The 15,194-nt window shown below is 71.0% G+C and carries 12 protein-coding genes and 2 pseudogenes; 10 read left to right on the top strand and 4 right to left on the bottom strand.

Annotation, left to right across the window (positions count from 1 at the left end):
- Window positions 1–303 precede the first annotated feature (303 nt).
- Both uvrA and rsgA read right to left on the bottom strand, forming a co-directional pair.
- Window positions 304–3,264: pseudogene (uvrA, locus tag IEZ31_RS05950) on the bottom strand (excinuclease ABC subunit UvrA); the annotation flags it as partial.
- A gap of 120 nt (window positions 3,265–3,384) precedes the next feature.
- Window positions 3,385–4,477: pseudogene (rsgA, locus tag IEZ31_RS05945) on the bottom strand (ribosome small subunit-dependent GTPase A).
- 90 nt (window positions 4,478–4,567) lie between these two features.
- On the opposite strand from rsgA, the gene IEZ31_RS05940 reads away from it, so the two are divergent.
- The 7 genes from IEZ31_RS05940 to IEZ31_RS05910 all read left to right on the top strand — a co-directional run bounded on the left by IEZ31_RS05940 (window position 4,568) and on the right by IEZ31_RS05910 (window position 10,228).
- Window positions 4,568–5,002, top strand: coding sequence for a hypothetical protein (locus IEZ31_RS05940; RefSeq protein ID WP_190248719.1), 435 nt, complete (start codon window positions 4,568–4,570; stop codon window positions 5,000–5,002).
- An 11-nt stretch (window positions 5,003–5,013) separates the two neighbouring features.
- On the top strand, window positions 5,014–5,691 hold the full coding sequence (locus IEZ31_RS05935) for a maleylpyruvate isomerase family mycothiol-dependent enzyme (protein WP_190248718.1): 678 nt from the start codon (window positions 5,014–5,016) through the stop codon (window positions 5,689–5,691).
- Complete coding sequence (locus IEZ31_RS05930) at window positions 5,688–6,278, top strand: MBL fold metallo-hydrolase (RefSeq protein WP_190248717.1); 591 nt, start codon at window positions 5,688–5,690, stop codon at window positions 6,276–6,278. Before IEZ31_RS05935 ends, IEZ31_RS05930 begins: the two co-directional genes overlap by 4 nt.
- A gap of 54 nt (window positions 6,279–6,332) precedes the next feature.
- Entirely contained in the window at window positions 6,333–6,542 is a 210-nt protein-coding gene (locus tag IEZ31_RS05925) for a type II toxin-antitoxin system VapB family antitoxin (protein ID WP_190248716.1), read from the top strand.
- Window positions 6,539–6,964 (top strand): PIN domain nuclease, encoded by a 426-nt coding sequence (locus tag IEZ31_RS05920; RefSeq protein ID WP_190248715.1) that lies wholly within the window; start codon window positions 6,539–6,541, stop codon window positions 6,962–6,964. The genes IEZ31_RS05925 and IEZ31_RS05920 overlap by 4 nt, the downstream gene beginning before the upstream one ends.
- 299 nt (window positions 6,965–7,263) lie before the next feature.
- On the top strand, window positions 7,264–8,124 hold the full coding sequence (locus tag IEZ31_RS05915; protein ID WP_190248714.1) for a phosphotransferase enzyme family protein: 861 nt from the start codon (window positions 7,264–7,266) through the stop codon (window positions 8,122–8,124).
- Window positions 8,125–8,293: 169 nt separating this feature from the next.
- Window positions 8,294–10,228: a 5'-methylthioadenosine/S-adenosylhomocysteine nucleosidase family protein gene (locus tag IEZ31_RS05910; protein ID WP_190248713.1), complete on the top strand. Its 1,935-nt coding sequence runs from the start codon at window positions 8,294–8,296 to the stop codon at window positions 10,226–10,228.
- Between the two features lie 339 nt (window positions 10,229–10,567).
- Here IEZ31_RS05910 and fabV read toward each other — a convergent pair whose 3' ends face one another.
- Window positions 10,568–11,758 carry an enoyl-[acyl-carrier-protein] reductase FabV gene (fabV, locus tag IEZ31_RS05905; protein ID WP_190248712.1) on the bottom strand — a complete coding sequence of 397 codons (1,191 nt, stop codon included), beginning with the start codon at window positions 11,756–11,758 and terminating at the stop codon, window positions 10,568–10,570.
- A gap of 93 nt (window positions 11,759–11,851) precedes the next feature.
- Between fabV and IEZ31_RS05900 the strand changes: the two genes are divergently transcribed.
- The 3 genes from IEZ31_RS05900 (at window position 11,852) to IEZ31_RS05890 (ending at window position 14,452) form a co-directional block, all read left to right on the top strand.
- Complete coding sequence (locus IEZ31_RS05900) at window positions 11,852–12,559, top strand: uracil-DNA glycosylase (RefSeq protein WP_190248711.1); 708 nt, start codon at window positions 11,852–11,854, stop codon at window positions 12,557–12,559.
- A 76-nt stretch (window positions 12,560–12,635) separates the two neighbouring features.
- A complete protein-coding gene (locus tag IEZ31_RS05895; RefSeq protein WP_190248710.1) occupies window positions 12,636–14,066 on the top strand; it encodes an FAD-binding oxidoreductase in 1,431 nt (476 codons plus the stop codon).
- Between the two features lie 77 nt (window positions 14,067–14,143).
- The gene (locus IEZ31_RS05890; protein WP_229834296.1) at window positions 14,144–14,452 is read left to right on the top strand and encodes a GYD domain-containing protein; all 309 of its coding nucleotides are present in this window, start codon (window positions 14,144–14,146) and stop codon (window positions 14,450–14,452) included.
- A gap of 98 nt (window positions 14,453–14,550) precedes the next feature.
- Here the strand turns inward: IEZ31_RS05890 and IEZ31_RS05885 are convergent, their stop codons facing one another.
- Window positions 14,551–15,075: a DUF302 domain-containing protein gene (locus IEZ31_RS05885; RefSeq protein ID WP_190248709.1), complete on the bottom strand. Its 525-nt coding sequence runs from the start codon at window positions 15,073–15,075 to the stop codon at window positions 14,551–14,553.
- Window positions 15,076–15,194: the final 119 nt, after the last annotated feature.

Here is a 15,194-nt window from a genome sequence, read left to right as displayed (position 1 = left end):
GCGCCACCTCCGAGTCACCTGGCGATCGCCGTCGAGCGCGGACACCGGCCGCGGGACGGCGAGAACCGGCCCACCCGCTTGGCTCGGGTGGGCCGGTCAGCACGGGGCGGGCGGCCTCCTCCGGCCGCCCGCCGTGCGGCTGCGACGTCAGCTCTTCGTGGTCGCCTTCCGGGCCGGAGCCTTGCGGGCCGCGGTCGTCTTCGCCGCCGTCGTGGCCTTGGCGGCCGTTGCCGCCTTCGCGGCGCGGCCGGTCGACTTCGTCGCCCGGGGCTTCTCCGCCGGTGGGTCGGCGGGGGCGGCAGCGGCGGCCGCCGGTTTGCGCGCCGGCACCGACTTCTTCGGGGCCGACTCGGTGGCGCGGCCGGCGTTGGCCTTCGCCGCCCGGTCGCGGGCCGAGGTGTCGGCGCCCGTCGCCGGTCCCTCCAGGCCCAGGACGTGCCGGAGGAACTGGCCGGTGTAGCTCTCCTCGAGGTCGGCGACCTCTTCGGGCGTGCCGGCGGCGACGACCGTGCCGCCCTTGTGGCCGCCCTCCGGGCCCATGTCGATCAGCCAGTCGGCCGCCTTGATCACGTCGAGGTTGTGCTCGATCACGATGACCGTGTTGCCCTTGTCGACCAGGCTCTGCAGCACCAGCAGGAGCTTGCGGATGTCCTCGAAGTGCAGGCCGGTGGTCGGCTCGTCCAGCACATACACCGTTTTGCCCGTCGACCGCTTCTGCAACTCCGACGCCAGCTTCACGCGCTGGGCCTCGCCGCCGGACAGGGTCGGTGCCGGCTGGCCGAGCCGCACGTAGCCGAGGCCGACGTCGTTGAGCGTCTTCAGGTGCCGGTGGATCGCCGGGATCGCCTCGAAGAAGCCGGCGGCCTCCTCGATCGGCATGTCGAGGATCTCCGCGATCGTCCGGCCCTTGTAGTGCACCTCGAGCGTCTCCCGGTTGTACCGCGCGCCCTTGCACACCTCGCACGGCACGTAGACGTCGGGCAGGAAGTTCATCTCGATCTTGATCGTGCCGTCGCCGGCGCACGCCTCGCAGCGGCCGCCCTTGACGTTGAACGAGAACCGGCCGGGGCCGTAGCCGCGGACCTTGGCCTCGGTCGTCTCGGCGAACAGCTTGCGGATGTTGTCGAACACGCCCGTGTAGGTCGCCGGGTTGGACCGCGGGGTGCGGCCGATGGGCGACTGGTCGACGCCGACGACCTTGTCGACCAGGTCGAGCCCGGTGATGCGGGTGTGCCGGCCGGGCACCAGGCGCGCGCCGTTCACGGTATTCGCCAGCACCGAATGGAGAATGTCGTTGACGAGCGTCGACTTGCCGGATCCGGACACGCCGGTGACCGCGACGAACTGGCCCAGCGGGAACGGCACGGTGAGATTGCGCAGGTTGTGCTCGCGCGCTCCGACGACGACCAGCTCACGGCCCGGGGTGCGCGGCCGGCGGATCTCCGGCGTCGCGATGCTCCGGCGACCGGCCAGGTAGGCGCCGGTCACCGACTCCTCGGCCGTGATCAGACCCTCATACGGCCCGCTGTGCACGACCCGGCCGCCGTGCTCGCCCGCGCCCGGCCCGATGTCGACGATCCAGTCGGCGGTGCGGATGGTGTCCTCGTCGTGCTCGACGACGATCAGCGTGTTGCCGAGCTTCTTCAGCCGGACCAGCGTCTCGATGAGCCGGTGGTTGTCCCGCTGGTGCAGGCCGATGCTCGGCTCGTCGAGCACGTAGAGCACGCCGACCAGGCCGGAGCCGATCTGCGTGGCGAGCCGGATGCGCTGCGCCTCGCCGCCGGACAGCGTGCCGGACGCCCGGTCGAGCGACAGGTAGTCGAGGCCCACGTCGACCAGGAACCGCAGCCGTGCGTTGATCTCCTTGAGCACCCGCTCGGCGATCATCTTCTGCCGGTCGTTGAGCTCCATCTTGCCGAGCAGTTCGGCGCAGTCGCCCACCGACAGGTTGCAGACGTCGGCGATGCTGTGCCCGGCGATGGTCACCGCCAGGATCTCGGGCTTGAGCCGCGTGCCGCCGCAGGTCGGGCAGGGCACGTCGCGCATATACCCCTCATACTTGTCGCGCGACCAGTCGCTCTCGGTGTCGGAGTGCCGCCGCTCGATCCACTGCACCACGCCCTCGAAGCCGGTGTAGTAGGAGCGCTCGCGGCCGTACTTGTTGCGGTAGCGGACGTGGACCTGATCCTCGGAGCCGTGAAGGATCGCCTTCTGCCCGCGGGAGGAGATCCCCCGCCACGGCGTGTCGAGGTTGAAGCCCTCCTCGTCGCCGAGCGCCTCCAGCAGCCGCAGGAAGTAGTCGAGCGTGTGGCCGGTCGCCCACGGCGCGATCGCGCCCTCCCGCAGCGTGCGCTCCGGGTCGGGGATGATCAGCTCCCGGTCGACCTCCTTCTTGGTGCCGATGCCGGTGCAGTCGGGGCAGGCGCCGTAGGGCGCGTTGAACGAGAACGACCGGGGCTCCAGGTCCTCGATCGACAGCGGGTGCTCGTTGGGGCAGGCGAGATGCTCGGAGAACAGCCGCTCGCGGTGCTCGTCGTCCTCCGGCAGGTCGACGAACTCCAGGATCACGATGCCGGCGGCGAGCTTGAGCGCGGTCTCGACCGAGTCGGTGAGCCGCTGCTTGGCGCTGCTCTTCACCGCGAGCCGGTCGACGACCACCTCGATGGTGTGCTTCTCCTGCTTCTTCAGCTTCGGCGGCTCGGTCAGCGGGTGCACGACGCCGTCGATCCGCGCCCGTGCATACCCCTTCGACTGCAGCTCGCTGAACAGGTCGACGTACTCCCCCTTGCGCCCGCGCACCACCGGCGCGAGCACCTGGAACCGGGTGCCGTCGTCCATGGCGAGGACCCGGTCGACGATCTGCTGCGGAGTCTGCTTGGTGATCGCCTCGCCACAGACCGGGCAGTGCGGCTCGCCGATGCGCGCGAAGAGCAGCCGCAGGTAGTCGTAGACCTCGGTGATCGTGCCGACCGTCGAGCGCGGGTTGCGCGAGGTCGACTTCTGGTCGATGGAGACCGCCGGGGACAGGCCCTCGATGAAGTCGACGTCGGGCTTGTCCATCTGGCCGAGGAACTGTCGCGCATAGGAGGAGAGCGACTCGACGTAGCGCCGCTGGCCTTCCGCGAAGATCGTGTCGAACGCCAGACTCGACTTGCCTGAGCCGGACAGCCCGGTGAACACGATCATCGCTTCGCGCGGCAGGTCGAGACTGACGTCGCGGAGGTTGTGCTCGCGTGCGCCACGGATGATCAAGCGGTCCGACATGCTTCCCCTTGGCAGTGATTTGTCCGGTTCGAACACCGTCACGGTGCCAGCCGACAACTCTAGCCAGGGGGTATGACACTTTTCCTCAGGCAACCGTCCCGCGCAGCGTCCACGGTCGGGTCACCCAGGGGTTTTCCGCGCCCGACGCACTCGAACGGGGGACGCGCCGCCCCGGCTATGGGCGCGCCAGCCGCTTGGCTTTGCTGCGGCTCTCGCGCTTCATCCGCCGTACCGATGCAAGCATCTGCTCTTTCTGCAGTTTCTGCCAATGGGCGAAGCGCCGCGCGTTGAGGGTGCCGTCCTCGACCGCCGCCCGGACCGCGCAACCCGGCTCCTCGGCGTGCCGGCAGTCCTGGAACCGGCAGTGGGCCGCGAGCTCCGTCACGTCGGCGAACGCCCGGTCGAGGCCGGCAGCGGTGTCGAACATGCCGACGAGCCGCACGCCGGGGGTGTCGAGGACCGCTCCCCCGCCCGGCATGGGCACCAACGCCCGATATGTGGTCGTGTGCCGGCCGCGCCCGTCGGCGCGCAGCGCCTGGGTCTGCATGACGGGCGCCCCGGCGAGCGCGTTGACCAGGCTCGACTTGCCCGCGCCGGACTGCCCGAGCAGGCCGAGCGTGCGGCCGTGGGCGACGAACGGGCGCAGCGCGTCGAGGCCCAGGCCTGTCCGCGTGCTCACCGCGTGCACCGACACGCCGGACTCCCGGCCCGGCATCTGCGCGGCGAGCGCGTCCGGGTCGGCCGCCAGGTCCGCCTTGGTCAGCACGAGCAGCGGTTTCGCCCCCGACTCCCAGGCGAGCGCGAGCAGGCGCTCGATACGCCCGATGTCGGGCGACGGGTCGACCGGTTCCACGACCGCGACCGCGTCGACGTTGGCGGCGAGCAGCTGGCCGAAGGACTCCTCGCCGGCCACGGCGCGGACGATGGCGGTGCGCCTCGGCAGTACCGCCTCGGCCGTCACCCGCTCGTCGGGCCAGGTCCGCACGACGAGCCAGTCGCCGGCGCACGGCAGGGCCGCCGGATCCTGCGCGGCGCGGGCCAGCAGCGACCCGGCCAGGCTGGCGCGGATCGGGCCGTCGGCCGACAACGCGGTACAAATGCCGCGGTCAACCCGGCTGACCCGCGCGGGCCGCTGGCCCGGCAGGTCGTGGCGGCGTGCGTAGGCCGCGGCGAAGTCGTCGTCCCACCCGAGGGCCGACAGGTCGATGGTCATCCACACTTCCTGACGTACTGATGTTCGGAAATCCACGGTAGGTAGCGCGTCCGTGCCGCGAAACCGAATATCGCGACTATGGTCGGGTGCGTGCTCCCCTCGCATGTGCTGGCCAGTGCCGTCGGACTCCGCCTTGAGCGGGCCGACGTCCAGTGGCACGTCTCACCCGGCCAGGAGGACTCGCTCATGCGGTTCTGGCTGACCTTCGGCGGGACGTCGTACGGGTTCCACGTCGGCGCCGAGGACGAGATCCTGGACGTGATCGTCGAGGAGCGCGGGACCGACGCCGAAATGGGCATCTACGGCCGGCTCGAGGTGCGCCCGGCCGCCGACGACGACCCGGCGGCGGCCGCGGTCGGGCAGCGCCTGGTCGTCGTCCACGATCTTTTCGCGGGGTACCTCGGCAAGCCCATCGGCGCCCGCCTGTCCTTCGAGACCGTCGACCTCAGCGTGGCCGACTGGGAGGACGAGCTGCACTGGTCGGTCGGCGACCTGCCGCCTGCGGTCGGAGTGCGGCACCGGTAGGGTTGTTCCGCGTGACGGCTGATCCGCTGGTCCTCGACGCCGAGCTCGACCGCGCCACCGAACGCCTGCTCGGCACCGTCCGCACGCTCGACGGCAACGGCCTGACCGCGCCGTCCCTCTGTCCCGGCTGGACCCGCGGCCACGTGGTCACCCACCTGGCCCGCAACGCCGACGCCTACGTCAACCTGCTCACCTGGGCCCGCACCGGGGTGCGGACGCCGGCGTACGCGTCGGCCGCGGTACGAGACGGGGAAATCGGGTCCGGGTCGGGCCGGCCGCCGCAGGAGCAGCTCGACGACCTGGTCGCCGCCGTGGCCCGCCTGCGCGCGGCGATCGACGACCTGCCCGCCGAGGCGTGGTCAGTGACCGTCGAGCTCCCGTCCGGCACCCCGATCCCCGCGGCCCGGGTGGTCTGGTCGCGCATCTGCGAGGTAGAACTGCACCACGTGGACCTGGACGCGGGCTACGGCCCGGCGGACTGGCCGGAGTCGTTCCCGCAGCGCCTCCTGCACGACCCGTCGACCCCGCGGCCGGCCACGCTGCACTCCCCGGACGGCCGTTGCCTGCTTTCCGTGGCGGGTGCTCCGACGGTGACCGGCCCGGTTCATCTGCTGGCCGCCTGGCTGACTGGCCGCAGCGACGGCACCGGCCTGACGGGCGACCTGCCTTCGCTGGAGAAGTGGAAATGAGCCTCTCGATCACCAAGCTGTCCGTCGGCCCGATGGACAACAATGCGTACCTCCTGCGCTGCACCTCGACCGGCGCGGCCCTGCTGGTGGACGCCGCCAACGAGCCGTCGCGCCTGCTGCCCCTGATCGGCCCGGAGGGCATATCGTCGGTCGTCACCACCCACCGCCACCCCGACCACTGGCAGGCCCTCGCGGAGGTGGTGTCGGCAACGGGCGCCGAGTCCCTGGCCCACCCGGCCGACGCCCCGGGGATCCCGGTGGTGACCGGCACCCTGGTGGACGGCGAAGATCTACGGCTCGGCGACCTGACCCTGTCGGTGATCCACCTGGTGGGCCATACACCAGGCTCGATAGCGTTGTACTACGGCCAGGAGGGCGGCCACCTCTTCACCGGCGACGCCCTGTTCCCCGGCGGTCCCGGGCGGACGACGAACCCGACGGACTTCAACTCCTTGATGGACGACCTGGAGGAGAAGGTCTTCGGCCGCCTGCCGGACGAGACGGTGATCCACCCCGGCCACGGCAAGGACTCGACGCTGGGCACCGAGCGCCCGTCGATCCCGGAGTGGCGCGCCAGGGGCTGGTAGCCCGGCGGCGCCGTATATACTGAAGCACGAGACGGTATATAAGGGCGGTGCGCTGTGACCAAGGTACTCATCGACATCGACGATGAAGCGCTCGCCGAGGCGTCCGAGCTCCTCGGCACCAAGACCAAGAAGGACACGGTCAACACCGCGCTACGCTCGACCGCGCAGCAGCTGCGGCGAGCCAAGGCGCTCACGCGTCTCGCCGAGCTCGGCGAAGCCGGCGCATTCGACGAGCTCCTGGACAAGTCGACCTATCGCGCATGACCCCGGCCCGGTTCCTGGTCGACACCAGTGCGGTGGTCCGACTGCTGCGCAACCGCGACGTCCGGGCCCGGTGGCAGCCGCAGATCACCGCCGGCGTCATCGGCATCTGCCCGATCACCGAGCTGGAGCTGCTGCACAGCGCCAGGTCGAAGGCCGATCGCGAGGAGTGGCTGGAGCTGCTCAACGCCACGTTCAGCTGGGTCGCGACACCGGACCGGACCTTCGGCCGCGCAACCGAGATCCAGGCGGCCATGACGGCCCGCGGCACGCACCGCTCGGCCGGAGCGGTGGACCTGCTCCTCGCCGCGACCGCCGAACTGAGCAGCCTGACGCTGGTTCACTACGACCACGACTTCGACGAGATCGTCAAGGTGACGGGCCAGCCAGCCGCGTGGATCGCCACCCCAGGCTCAGTAACCTGACTGCTCCGCTCGCGCGTGTGGCCGCCGGGGTCCCGGCGGACAACAAACCCGACCGGATGCCCACACCTTCGGGTTGACCCGGCTCAGCTGCCGTGGCTGGAGGAAATCCATGCCGATCTCGCCGGCCGGCTCCAGGAGGCCGAACAGCAAGGCTGGATGGGCTGAGGTGCTGCAGCCCGCCGGCGCGTGGCCGCAATCGCTGTGGGCACGGGCGGGTCATGCAGATCCACGGCCACTCGCGCCGATACTCGCAAAAGACGTCGACCGGCAGGACTCGGCAGCGGTATCGTCCTGGTTCGATGTGGAGCGAAGCAACCCCGCCGACGACGACTCAGGTCCGCGACGCCTTCGGTGTCGAGGTGGGCGAGTTGGGGCCGCATCCGGGCGGGTTCGAAGCGGATGCGTTCACCGACGGGCGCTGGTTCGTGAAACTCTGGCGTCAGCAGCCCGACAGCGACGCCGCGCTGGCGCTGACCGCTGAGCTGGCGGCTCGGGGCTTCCCCGTTCCTGCGGCGCACCAAGCGCTCGACGGCTCGTACACCTCCGAGCACCATGGCCGGCGCTACGCGCTGTTCCCGTTCGTCGACGGCCGCCAGGCAACGTGGAACGACGCCGACGCGATCGCACGGGCGATGCGCGCCGTGCACGACATCGCCGACCTCGTCCTACCCCGCACCGATATGGACGAGTGGTGCATCGAGGTGCTGCGCGACCGGCACGACCACCCGTGGATCGTCGACCGCCGCGACGAGGTCATGGCCAACGTCGACCGGCTCGAAGCGGTGATCGAACGGGCCCGCGCGATCGACGTGCCCCACATCGTGTGCCACCACGACCTGCTCCCTCACAACGTCCTCGTCGACCGCGACGGTCGCGTCGCGACGCTGCTCGACTGGGGTCAGACGATGCTGGCACCGCGCGAGCACGACCTGTTCGCCGCCTTGTGCGGACCCGACCCTGTGCGCTTCCTGCACGCCTACGGCGCGCAGCGACTCGACCTCACCCACCTCGAGTACGCCCGGCTCGCCCGCTCGCTGCGTGACCTCGCAGCTCGCATCTACCACGAGGTCGACCTGGACGGCGTCAACACGTGGGGTTTCGACTTATTGCGCCGAGTGGACGCCGACCTCGCGCTCGCCCGACCATTTTGCGACCGCTGAAGGCCGGCGCCACGGTGCGAACCGAGGATCTGAGCGGTCTGCGAAGCCTGGCCAACCGTCGAGCGCGTCGCTTCCGGAGTGGCGCGAGCGCCGCTGGTAACGCGACGTCCGCAGCATGTCGAGCGCCACGACCTGCGTGCGCAGCCGCGGCATAGGGCACCATGGCTTGGTGCTGGCCTCCTCCCCCGCTCCCCTCGGGCCGCCCCGCCCACCCGGCTGGCGCGGCTGCTGGGAGGCGGCCCGGTCGGTGCGGTCGTCGCCGTTCTGGCGGCAGGTCCGCGACGTGGTCCGGCCGCCTGGCACCGCGATCCATCGATCCCGGCCGCCGCTGGGCCTGCTGCTGTCCGCCGCCGCGCGCGACGGCCGGCTGGTCTGGCGGTCGGCCGGCGAGTTCGCCGTGATCGAGCCGCCGATCGCGCGCAAGCGGGACTGGGCGGGTAGTGACGCCGGGCGAAGCTGGCTCGCCCGGCTGGATCGGTGGTGGGACCACCTGGTGTTCGCCGTGCCCGCGTTCGCGGCGCTGATGCTCAGCGTGCCGGTCGCGTTCGTGCCGGGGGTCGGCCTGGCCGCCTGCCTCTTCCTGATCCTGCTCGCGCTGCTCTATGTCACGGTCCAGCTGGGCTTCGGGCTGATCCGGTTTCCACGAAGCCTGCGGGTCTCGCCGGAGGACAGCGCCCGCGGGCTGCACTGGACCGTCACGCTGTGCCATGTCAGCGACGCGGCGCACCTCGACCGGCTGATGCGGGCCGCCCTCGACCGGTCGAGGAAGCTCGCCGCCGCGAGCATGCGGCCGGACCCGGCCGACGGCACACATGTATTGATGTGCCTCGAATCAGGCGTCACGACCGAGGAAGCCCGCCGGGCGCTCACGACCGCGCCGTCCGTGGTGAGTGCCGATCCCATCCATTCCGGCGTCTTCGTGGTGCGCGACGGTCGCCAGTTCCGGCCGCCGAACCCCGATGCGCAGCGACCGCTGGGCGGCGTCGCGCTGCTGCTGGTCGCCACGATGCTCGCCCTCGCGGTCACCGCCGTGCTCGTTGCGAACGGCGAACGGGGCGACTGCACCGACCGCGGCGACTGCGCCGATCGGCCGGCAACGTGGCTCGACGCGGTGTACTGGCAGGTCAGCAACATGTTCTTCCAGGACAGCGGGCTGGTCGCCGCCACCGGGCAGGCGCGGCTGTTCGGCTGGCTCATGCGGCTGCTGGGCCTGGTGGTGCTCTTCAGCGTGGGCGTCGCCATCTGGCGACAGGCCCGTTACCATCGCGAACGGCGAGCGATGAGGTACCGGCACATCGGCACAACGATCGAGGCTTCCGTGCGCATGCTCATCACCGTGGTCCTGGATACCGAGCGAGACGCGATCATCGAGGCTTTCGCCGAGGCCGGCGGGGCCGCCGCCGAACCGGACACGGCGGGCAGCTACCCGATCTTCCGCCTCGGCCGCCTTGGACCGGCGGAGATTTTCCTCGCGCAGGCGGCGCAGGGCACCGCCACGCCGGCTTCGATGACGCTCACGGCAAGCGGCCTGATCGCGCAGCTCGGCGTCGACTACGTCGTGCTCGCCGGCATCTGCTTCGGCCTGTGGTCGCGCGAGCTGGACGGCGGCGACCAAGAGCTCGGCGACGTGATCGTCTCCGACTTCGTGCAGGGCGTCGATCATCGGCGGGTCACGGACCGCGGCGGCACGGAGCGGATCCTCTGGCGCGGCGAGCGGGTGCAGTCCACCACTGCGCTGCTGCTGGCGTTCCGCGCGGCGACGCATCGCTGGACGGGCCCCCGGGTCCATTTCGGCACGGTACTGTCATCGAACACCCTCGTCGACAGCGCGGCCTTCCGAAGCGACCTGCGCCGCGAGTTTCCGGAGGCCTCGGCCGGCGAGATGGAGCTGACCGGGCTGTATGCCGCCGCGGCCAGCAACGGATGTGGCTGGATCATGGTGAAGGGCATCTCGGACTGGGGCGCGGGCGGCCTCACCGACGACACCAGGCGCAGCGCGTCACGGTCGGCCGCGGCGTTCGTCGTCCGTGCGATCACCCACGGCACGCTGCCCGCACCCCGGCGCCATGTGCGGGACGGCCAGGGTGGTGCAGATTCCGCCTGACCATGCGGGGCCCCCAGTGACGCAGCCGAGGATCGGCAGCCGCACGACGGACCACGAAGCTGTGCGACGCCACCCCCGGCCACGGCAAGACCCTCGGCGCGGCGCCCGGAGTGGCGCGCCCGCGGCCGGTAGCTCAGGACTCGTCCAGCCGCTCGACCGTCCCAGTAGTCGGCGAGTTCCTCCGCCGCCAGCTCGTACGCCAGCTGGAACGCCACGATCTCGTCCTCCGACGCCTCGCGCAGCCAAGCGAGGAGGCTCGCCTGGCTCCGGCCGTGCGTCTCGAGCACCGACCAGAACCGCTCCGGAACGTCCATCGCAAGTCGGGCCGGCGCCTGCGGGTCAGGAAGTGGCCGGCCAGGGGATCTCGGTCTCGACCGGCAGACTGTAGTCGACGCCGGGCACGTCGAAGCCGTACAGGCGGCGCACTTCGCCGGCGAACCAGTCCACGTCGGCCAGGCCGGCGATCGTTTCGGAAGTGGCGTCGCGCCAGCGCTCACCGATCGCGGCCTGCACGGTGGGTTCCAGCTCCCACGTGTCGAGCCGGACGCGGGCCGCATCGTCGGTGGTCAGCTCGGCCGCGCCGACGAGCTGGTCCCACAGCTGCACCAGCTGGGCGGTCGGCGACACCATGGCGCCGCCGAGCACGGCGCGCAGCAGCCCGACGTAGAGGGCGATGCCCGGGATGGCGGTCGACGACTGAGTGACTGCGGCCCCGTTGACGCTGGTGACCGCCCGCCCACCGCGGGCGGCCAGCTGAGCGTGGAGTTCCCGGGCAGTGGCCTCCAGATCGGCCTTGGCCGCGCCGATGGTGCCGGCCCGGTAGATCCCGGAGGTCAGCGGCGAGCCGATGTAGGTCAGCGCCGCGGTGGTGACCCCGTCGGCGAGCAGGTCGGCCGCGCTCAGATGACGGAGCCACCGGCGCCAGTCGGCGCCGCCCATGACCGCGACGGTCTGCGCGGTCTCCTCCTCGGTGGCCGGCTCACTGGTGACCGTCTTGACCACCGGGATCCCGTCGTCGAACACGAGGGTCTTGGTGGTGTGTACCGCGCCGAGCGGCTTGAGGACCGAGGCGTACGTCTCGCCGGTGTCCGGGTCGGTACGCCGCGGAGCGGCCACCGAGTAGATCAGGTGGTCGACGGGGCCGAACCGTTCGGCGAGCAGCTTGGTCACCTGCTCCTTGGTCTGATCGCTGAACGCGTCGCCGTTGACGAACACGAAATCGTCCCCGGCCAGCTCGGCGGTGGCGGCGACGCGGTACCAACCGGCGGTGGCGGTCCGGCGCGGCGTGGGCGGCTTCTCGAGGCAGACCCCGACGCCGCGGATTCCGTAGCGGGCCAGGCCGGCGATGGTGGCGGCCAGCCCGTACCCGGCTGAGCAGCCCACGACCAGGGCGGTCGGCCGGCTCCCGGCCGGCACCGGACCGGCGGGAACATCGCGCCACATCCGGTCCACCGTGGCCGCGCAGCCGGCCGGGTGGGCGTCCAGGAACACGAACCCCTTGCCGGCGGGGCTGACGACACGTGCGTTCATCGGGTGTGGCCCTTCAACTCGTCGGGGAGCTGGGCGAGATCCGCAACGTGGTGCGGTACTTCCTTGAGCTCTGACAGCGTATAGATTGCGGCCATGACCGTGTCGGCGAAGCCCGTGTACCTGCTGGACTTCCTGCCTGACGACTGGCGTGAGGCGGTCACCCCGTACGTCGACCCGGCTGTCGTGGCGGCGCTGTCCTCGTTCGTCGTCGAGCAGTACCGGTCCGAAACGGTGTATCCGCGGAAGCAGGACATCTACGCCGCGTACCGGTTGTCCCCGCTCGCGGCGACCCGGGTCCTCATCCTCGGCCAGGATCCGTACATCCGACCGGGACAGGCCCACGGACTGAGCTTCAGCGTACCGCCGGGTGTCCCGGTCCCGCCCTCCCTGCACAACGTGTACCAGGAGATGCGCGAGGACCTGGGGGTGGACCCGCCGCCGTCGGGTGACCTGACCGCCTGGTGCCGGCAGGGGGTGATGCTGCTCAACGCGGTGCTGACCGTCCGCGCCGGCAACCCCAACTCGCACAAGGGGCGCGGTTGGGAGAACATCACCGACGCCACGATCCGGGCGCTGAACGCGAGGGCGGACCGCGTCGTGTTCGTGCTGTGGGGCGCGGCGGCGAAGGCCAAGGCGCCGCTGGTGACGAACGACCGGCACGTCGTGCTGCGCGCCGGGCACCCCAGCCCGATGAACCCGTCCGGCTTCCGCGGCAGCCGACCGTTCAGCCGGATCAACGCGGCGCTCGTGGCGGCCGGAGCTCCACCGGTGCGCTGGTCGCCGGCGATGCCGCGGCAGTGACGCGAGTGGTCTGACGGTTTCGTCCAGATCGCCCCGGGCAGACACGCCGCGGACGTCGACGCTGGGGGAAGCCGAAATGACAGTGCGGCTCAGCCTGCTCAACGGGGGCCGGACGGAACTCACCAACCCACAACTGGATGAGCTGCGGGCGATGTTCCACGGCCCGCTCGTCACCCGCGAGGATCCCGGTTACGACGAGAGCCGTGCCGTGCAGAACGGCATGTTCGACCGTCATCCCGGACTCATCGTCCGCTGCTCGGGCGCGGCGGACGTGATCGACGCCGTGCGCCTCGCCCGGGAGCGTGACCTGCTGGTCGCCGTGCGGAGCGGCGGCCACGGCATCGCGGGTCACAGCGTCAGCGACGACGCGCTGATGATCGACCTGTCCGCGATGCGCGGGGTCTGGACGAACCCCGCTGAGCGCACCGTCCGCGTCCAGGGCGGGGCGACCTTGGCCGACGTCGACCGCGAGAGCCAGGCGTTCGGGCTAGCCGTGCCGGGCGGCGTGATGTCGACGACGGGCGTCGCCGGCCTGACGCTGGGCGGCGGGCTCGGCTGGCTCCATCGCAAGTACGGCCTCACCTGCGACAACCTGATCGCGGCCGAGGTCGTCACGGCCGACGGACACTTGGTCCGGGCCAGCGGTACCGAAAACGCAGAACTCTTCTGGGCACTGCGGGGCGGTGGCGGCAACTTCGGCGTCGTGACCGCGTTCGAGTTCCAGGCCCATCCGGTGGGACCGACCGTCATGTTCGGCTGCGCGATGTACGCCGCCGCGGACGCGAACGAGATCCTGCCGGCCTGGCGCGACTGGACCGCCGGCCTGCCGGACGAGGTCACCAGCCGGGTCATGCTCTGGTCGATGCCCGCGACGCCGCTGCTGCCGCGGGAGGTACACAACCGGGATGTGCTCATCGTGGCGGCCGTGCACGCGGGCTCGCCGGACGACGGCGCGCCCGCCCTCCGGCCGGTCGGCCGGTTCGGCACGCCCCTGGCCGACCTGAGCGGCCCGGCATCCTTCCGGGACGTACAGCGAAGCCTGGACTTCATGTTCCCCAAGGGACAGTTGCGCAGCTACTGGAAGTCGGTGACCCTGAACGAGCTCGGCGACGACGTGCTCGACGTGGTGTTGCGCCGGGGGCTGCACCGGCCGCATCCGCGCACGCTGGTCCACGCGCCGCAGCTGGGCGGCGCCGTGCGCCGGATGGGCCCGGCCGACACCGCCTTCGGCGACCGGAGCGCCGCCTACATCGTGAGCATCGACGGCAACTGGACCGACGCCGCGGAAGACGCCGCGACCATGCACTGGGTGCGGGATGCCTTCCATGAGGTACAGCGGGTGCCGTCCGCGGCCGGCACGTACCTCAACTTCGGCGGAGACCGGGAGCTCGACAGCGCCACCCGGCAGGCGGCGTTCGGCCGGAATCTCGATCGTCTCGCCCGGATCAAGCGTGACTTCGACCCCGAGAATCGCTTCCGTCTCAACAACAACATCCAGCCCCGCTAGCTGCGCCGAGCGGTTGGGCCGGCGCGCCTCCAGTGATTACGCTCGGTTTTGAGGGGGTGATCTCTGTGCCCAGATTCATGATCCAGGGGACGTTCACGGCCGACGGGCTTCGCGGACTGCTCAAGGACGGCGGCAGCGGACGAGTCGAGGCAGTCCGGAGGATGGCCGAAAGCGCCGGCGGACAGTTGGAGTCGTTCGACTTCTGCTTCGGCGACAACGACACGTATGTGATCTGCGAGCTGCCGGACAACAAGGCCGCCGCGGCGGTGGCGCTCGCGGTTGGTTCATCTGGCGGCGCTACCACCAAGACCGTGGCGCTGCTGACCCCGGCGGAGGTCGACCAGGCGGTGCATCAGAGCGTCGAATACCGCGCGCCGGGCGTCTGATTCCGGCTACCCGACCACCGTGGCGTGACCTTCGAAGAACTTCCGGCGCGTGGGCGCCGACGTCGAGCCAGACGTTGACGCCCGCGCGCCGGTGCGTTTCACGGCATTTCCGTGAGGCAGGTGGGCACCGGCCAGTCCAGCGCCTCGAGCAGGGCGCCGAGCTTGTGGTCCAGCTCGACGCCGACCGCGGCGATGTCCGGATCGTCCAGGGACGCGAACTGCCGGCTGGGCTGGTCGGTCGAGATCCGCGTCGGGCCGCCGGGCGCCTGCGAGATCACGACGCGCAGCGGGGCGTACAGCATCGCGGCCGGGTCGTGGCGGACCATCCGTTCGGCGATCGTGTGGTTGCCCATCAGGTAGGCGGCCCAGCGCGCCGTGTCGCCGGCGAGGGCGAAGACCGAGTCGCCGGTGAACTTCCAATAGATCAGGAACCCGTGGCGGGCGATCTCGTCGGTCAGGTCGAGCACGGTTCGCCAGTCGGCGTGGTCGGCCACGAGCTGGTCGAAGCGCGCCGCCGGGTACTCGGGCACGGCGGCCTCGTAGCGGGCGACGGCGTCCTCGAACGCTTCGTCGACCTCGACAGCCAGGCGGTGTGCCGTCCACTCCGTCGCGGTGATCGTCATACGCGCGACTACCCCGCAACCGGCGCATCAAGCACCCGGACAACGGGAAGATTGACCGGTCGAAACGTGTTGGATAGCGTGCTGATCACTCGTTTGGGTCAGGGATGTCCGCATGTTCG

The sequence above is a fragment of the Dactylosporangium sucinum genome, from assembly GCF_014647515.1.
GTDB classification, from domain to species: domain Bacteria; phylum Actinomycetota; class Actinomycetes; order Mycobacteriales; family Micromonosporaceae; genus Dactylosporangium; species Dactylosporangium sucinum.
The sequence above is the reverse complement of the archived record's forward strand: the minus strand, read 5'-3'. Positions and strand labels throughout refer to the sequence as shown.

What these genes read in the sequence shown, in the direction of transcription:
- IEZ31_RS05900 (WP_190248711.1), top strand. Translation starts at nt 11,852, where the DNA reads ATGACCGTGTCGGCGAAGCCCGTGTACCTGCTGGACTTCCTGCCTGAC.
- IEZ31_RS05920 (WP_190248715.1), top strand. Translation starts at nt 6,539, where the DNA reads ATGACCCCGGCCCGGTTCCTGGTCGACACCAGTGCGGTGGTCCGACTG.
- IEZ31_RS05895 (WP_190248710.1), top strand. Translation starts at nt 12,636, where the DNA reads ATGACAGTGCGGCTCAGCCTGCTCAACGGGGGCCGGACGGAACTCACC.
- IEZ31_RS05890 (WP_229834296.1), top strand. Translation starts at nt 14,144, where the DNA reads ATGATCCAGGGGACGTTCACGGCCGACGGGCTTCGCGGACTGCTCAAG.
- fabV (WP_190248712.1), bottom strand. Translation starts at nt 11,758, where the DNA reads ATGAACGCACGTGTCGTCAGCCCCGCCGGCAAGGGGTTCGTGTTCCTG.
- IEZ31_RS05885 (WP_190248709.1), bottom strand. Translation starts at nt 15,075, where the DNA reads ATGACGATCACCGCGACGGAGTGGACGGCACACCGCCTGGCTGTCGAG.
- IEZ31_RS05915 (WP_190248714.1), top strand. Translation starts at nt 7,264, where the DNA reads ATGTGGAGCGAAGCAACCCCGCCGACGACGACTCAGGTCCGCGACGCC.
- IEZ31_RS05930 (WP_190248717.1), top strand. Translation starts at nt 5,688, where the DNA reads ATGAGCCTCTCGATCACCAAGCTGTCCGTCGGCCCGATGGACAACAAT.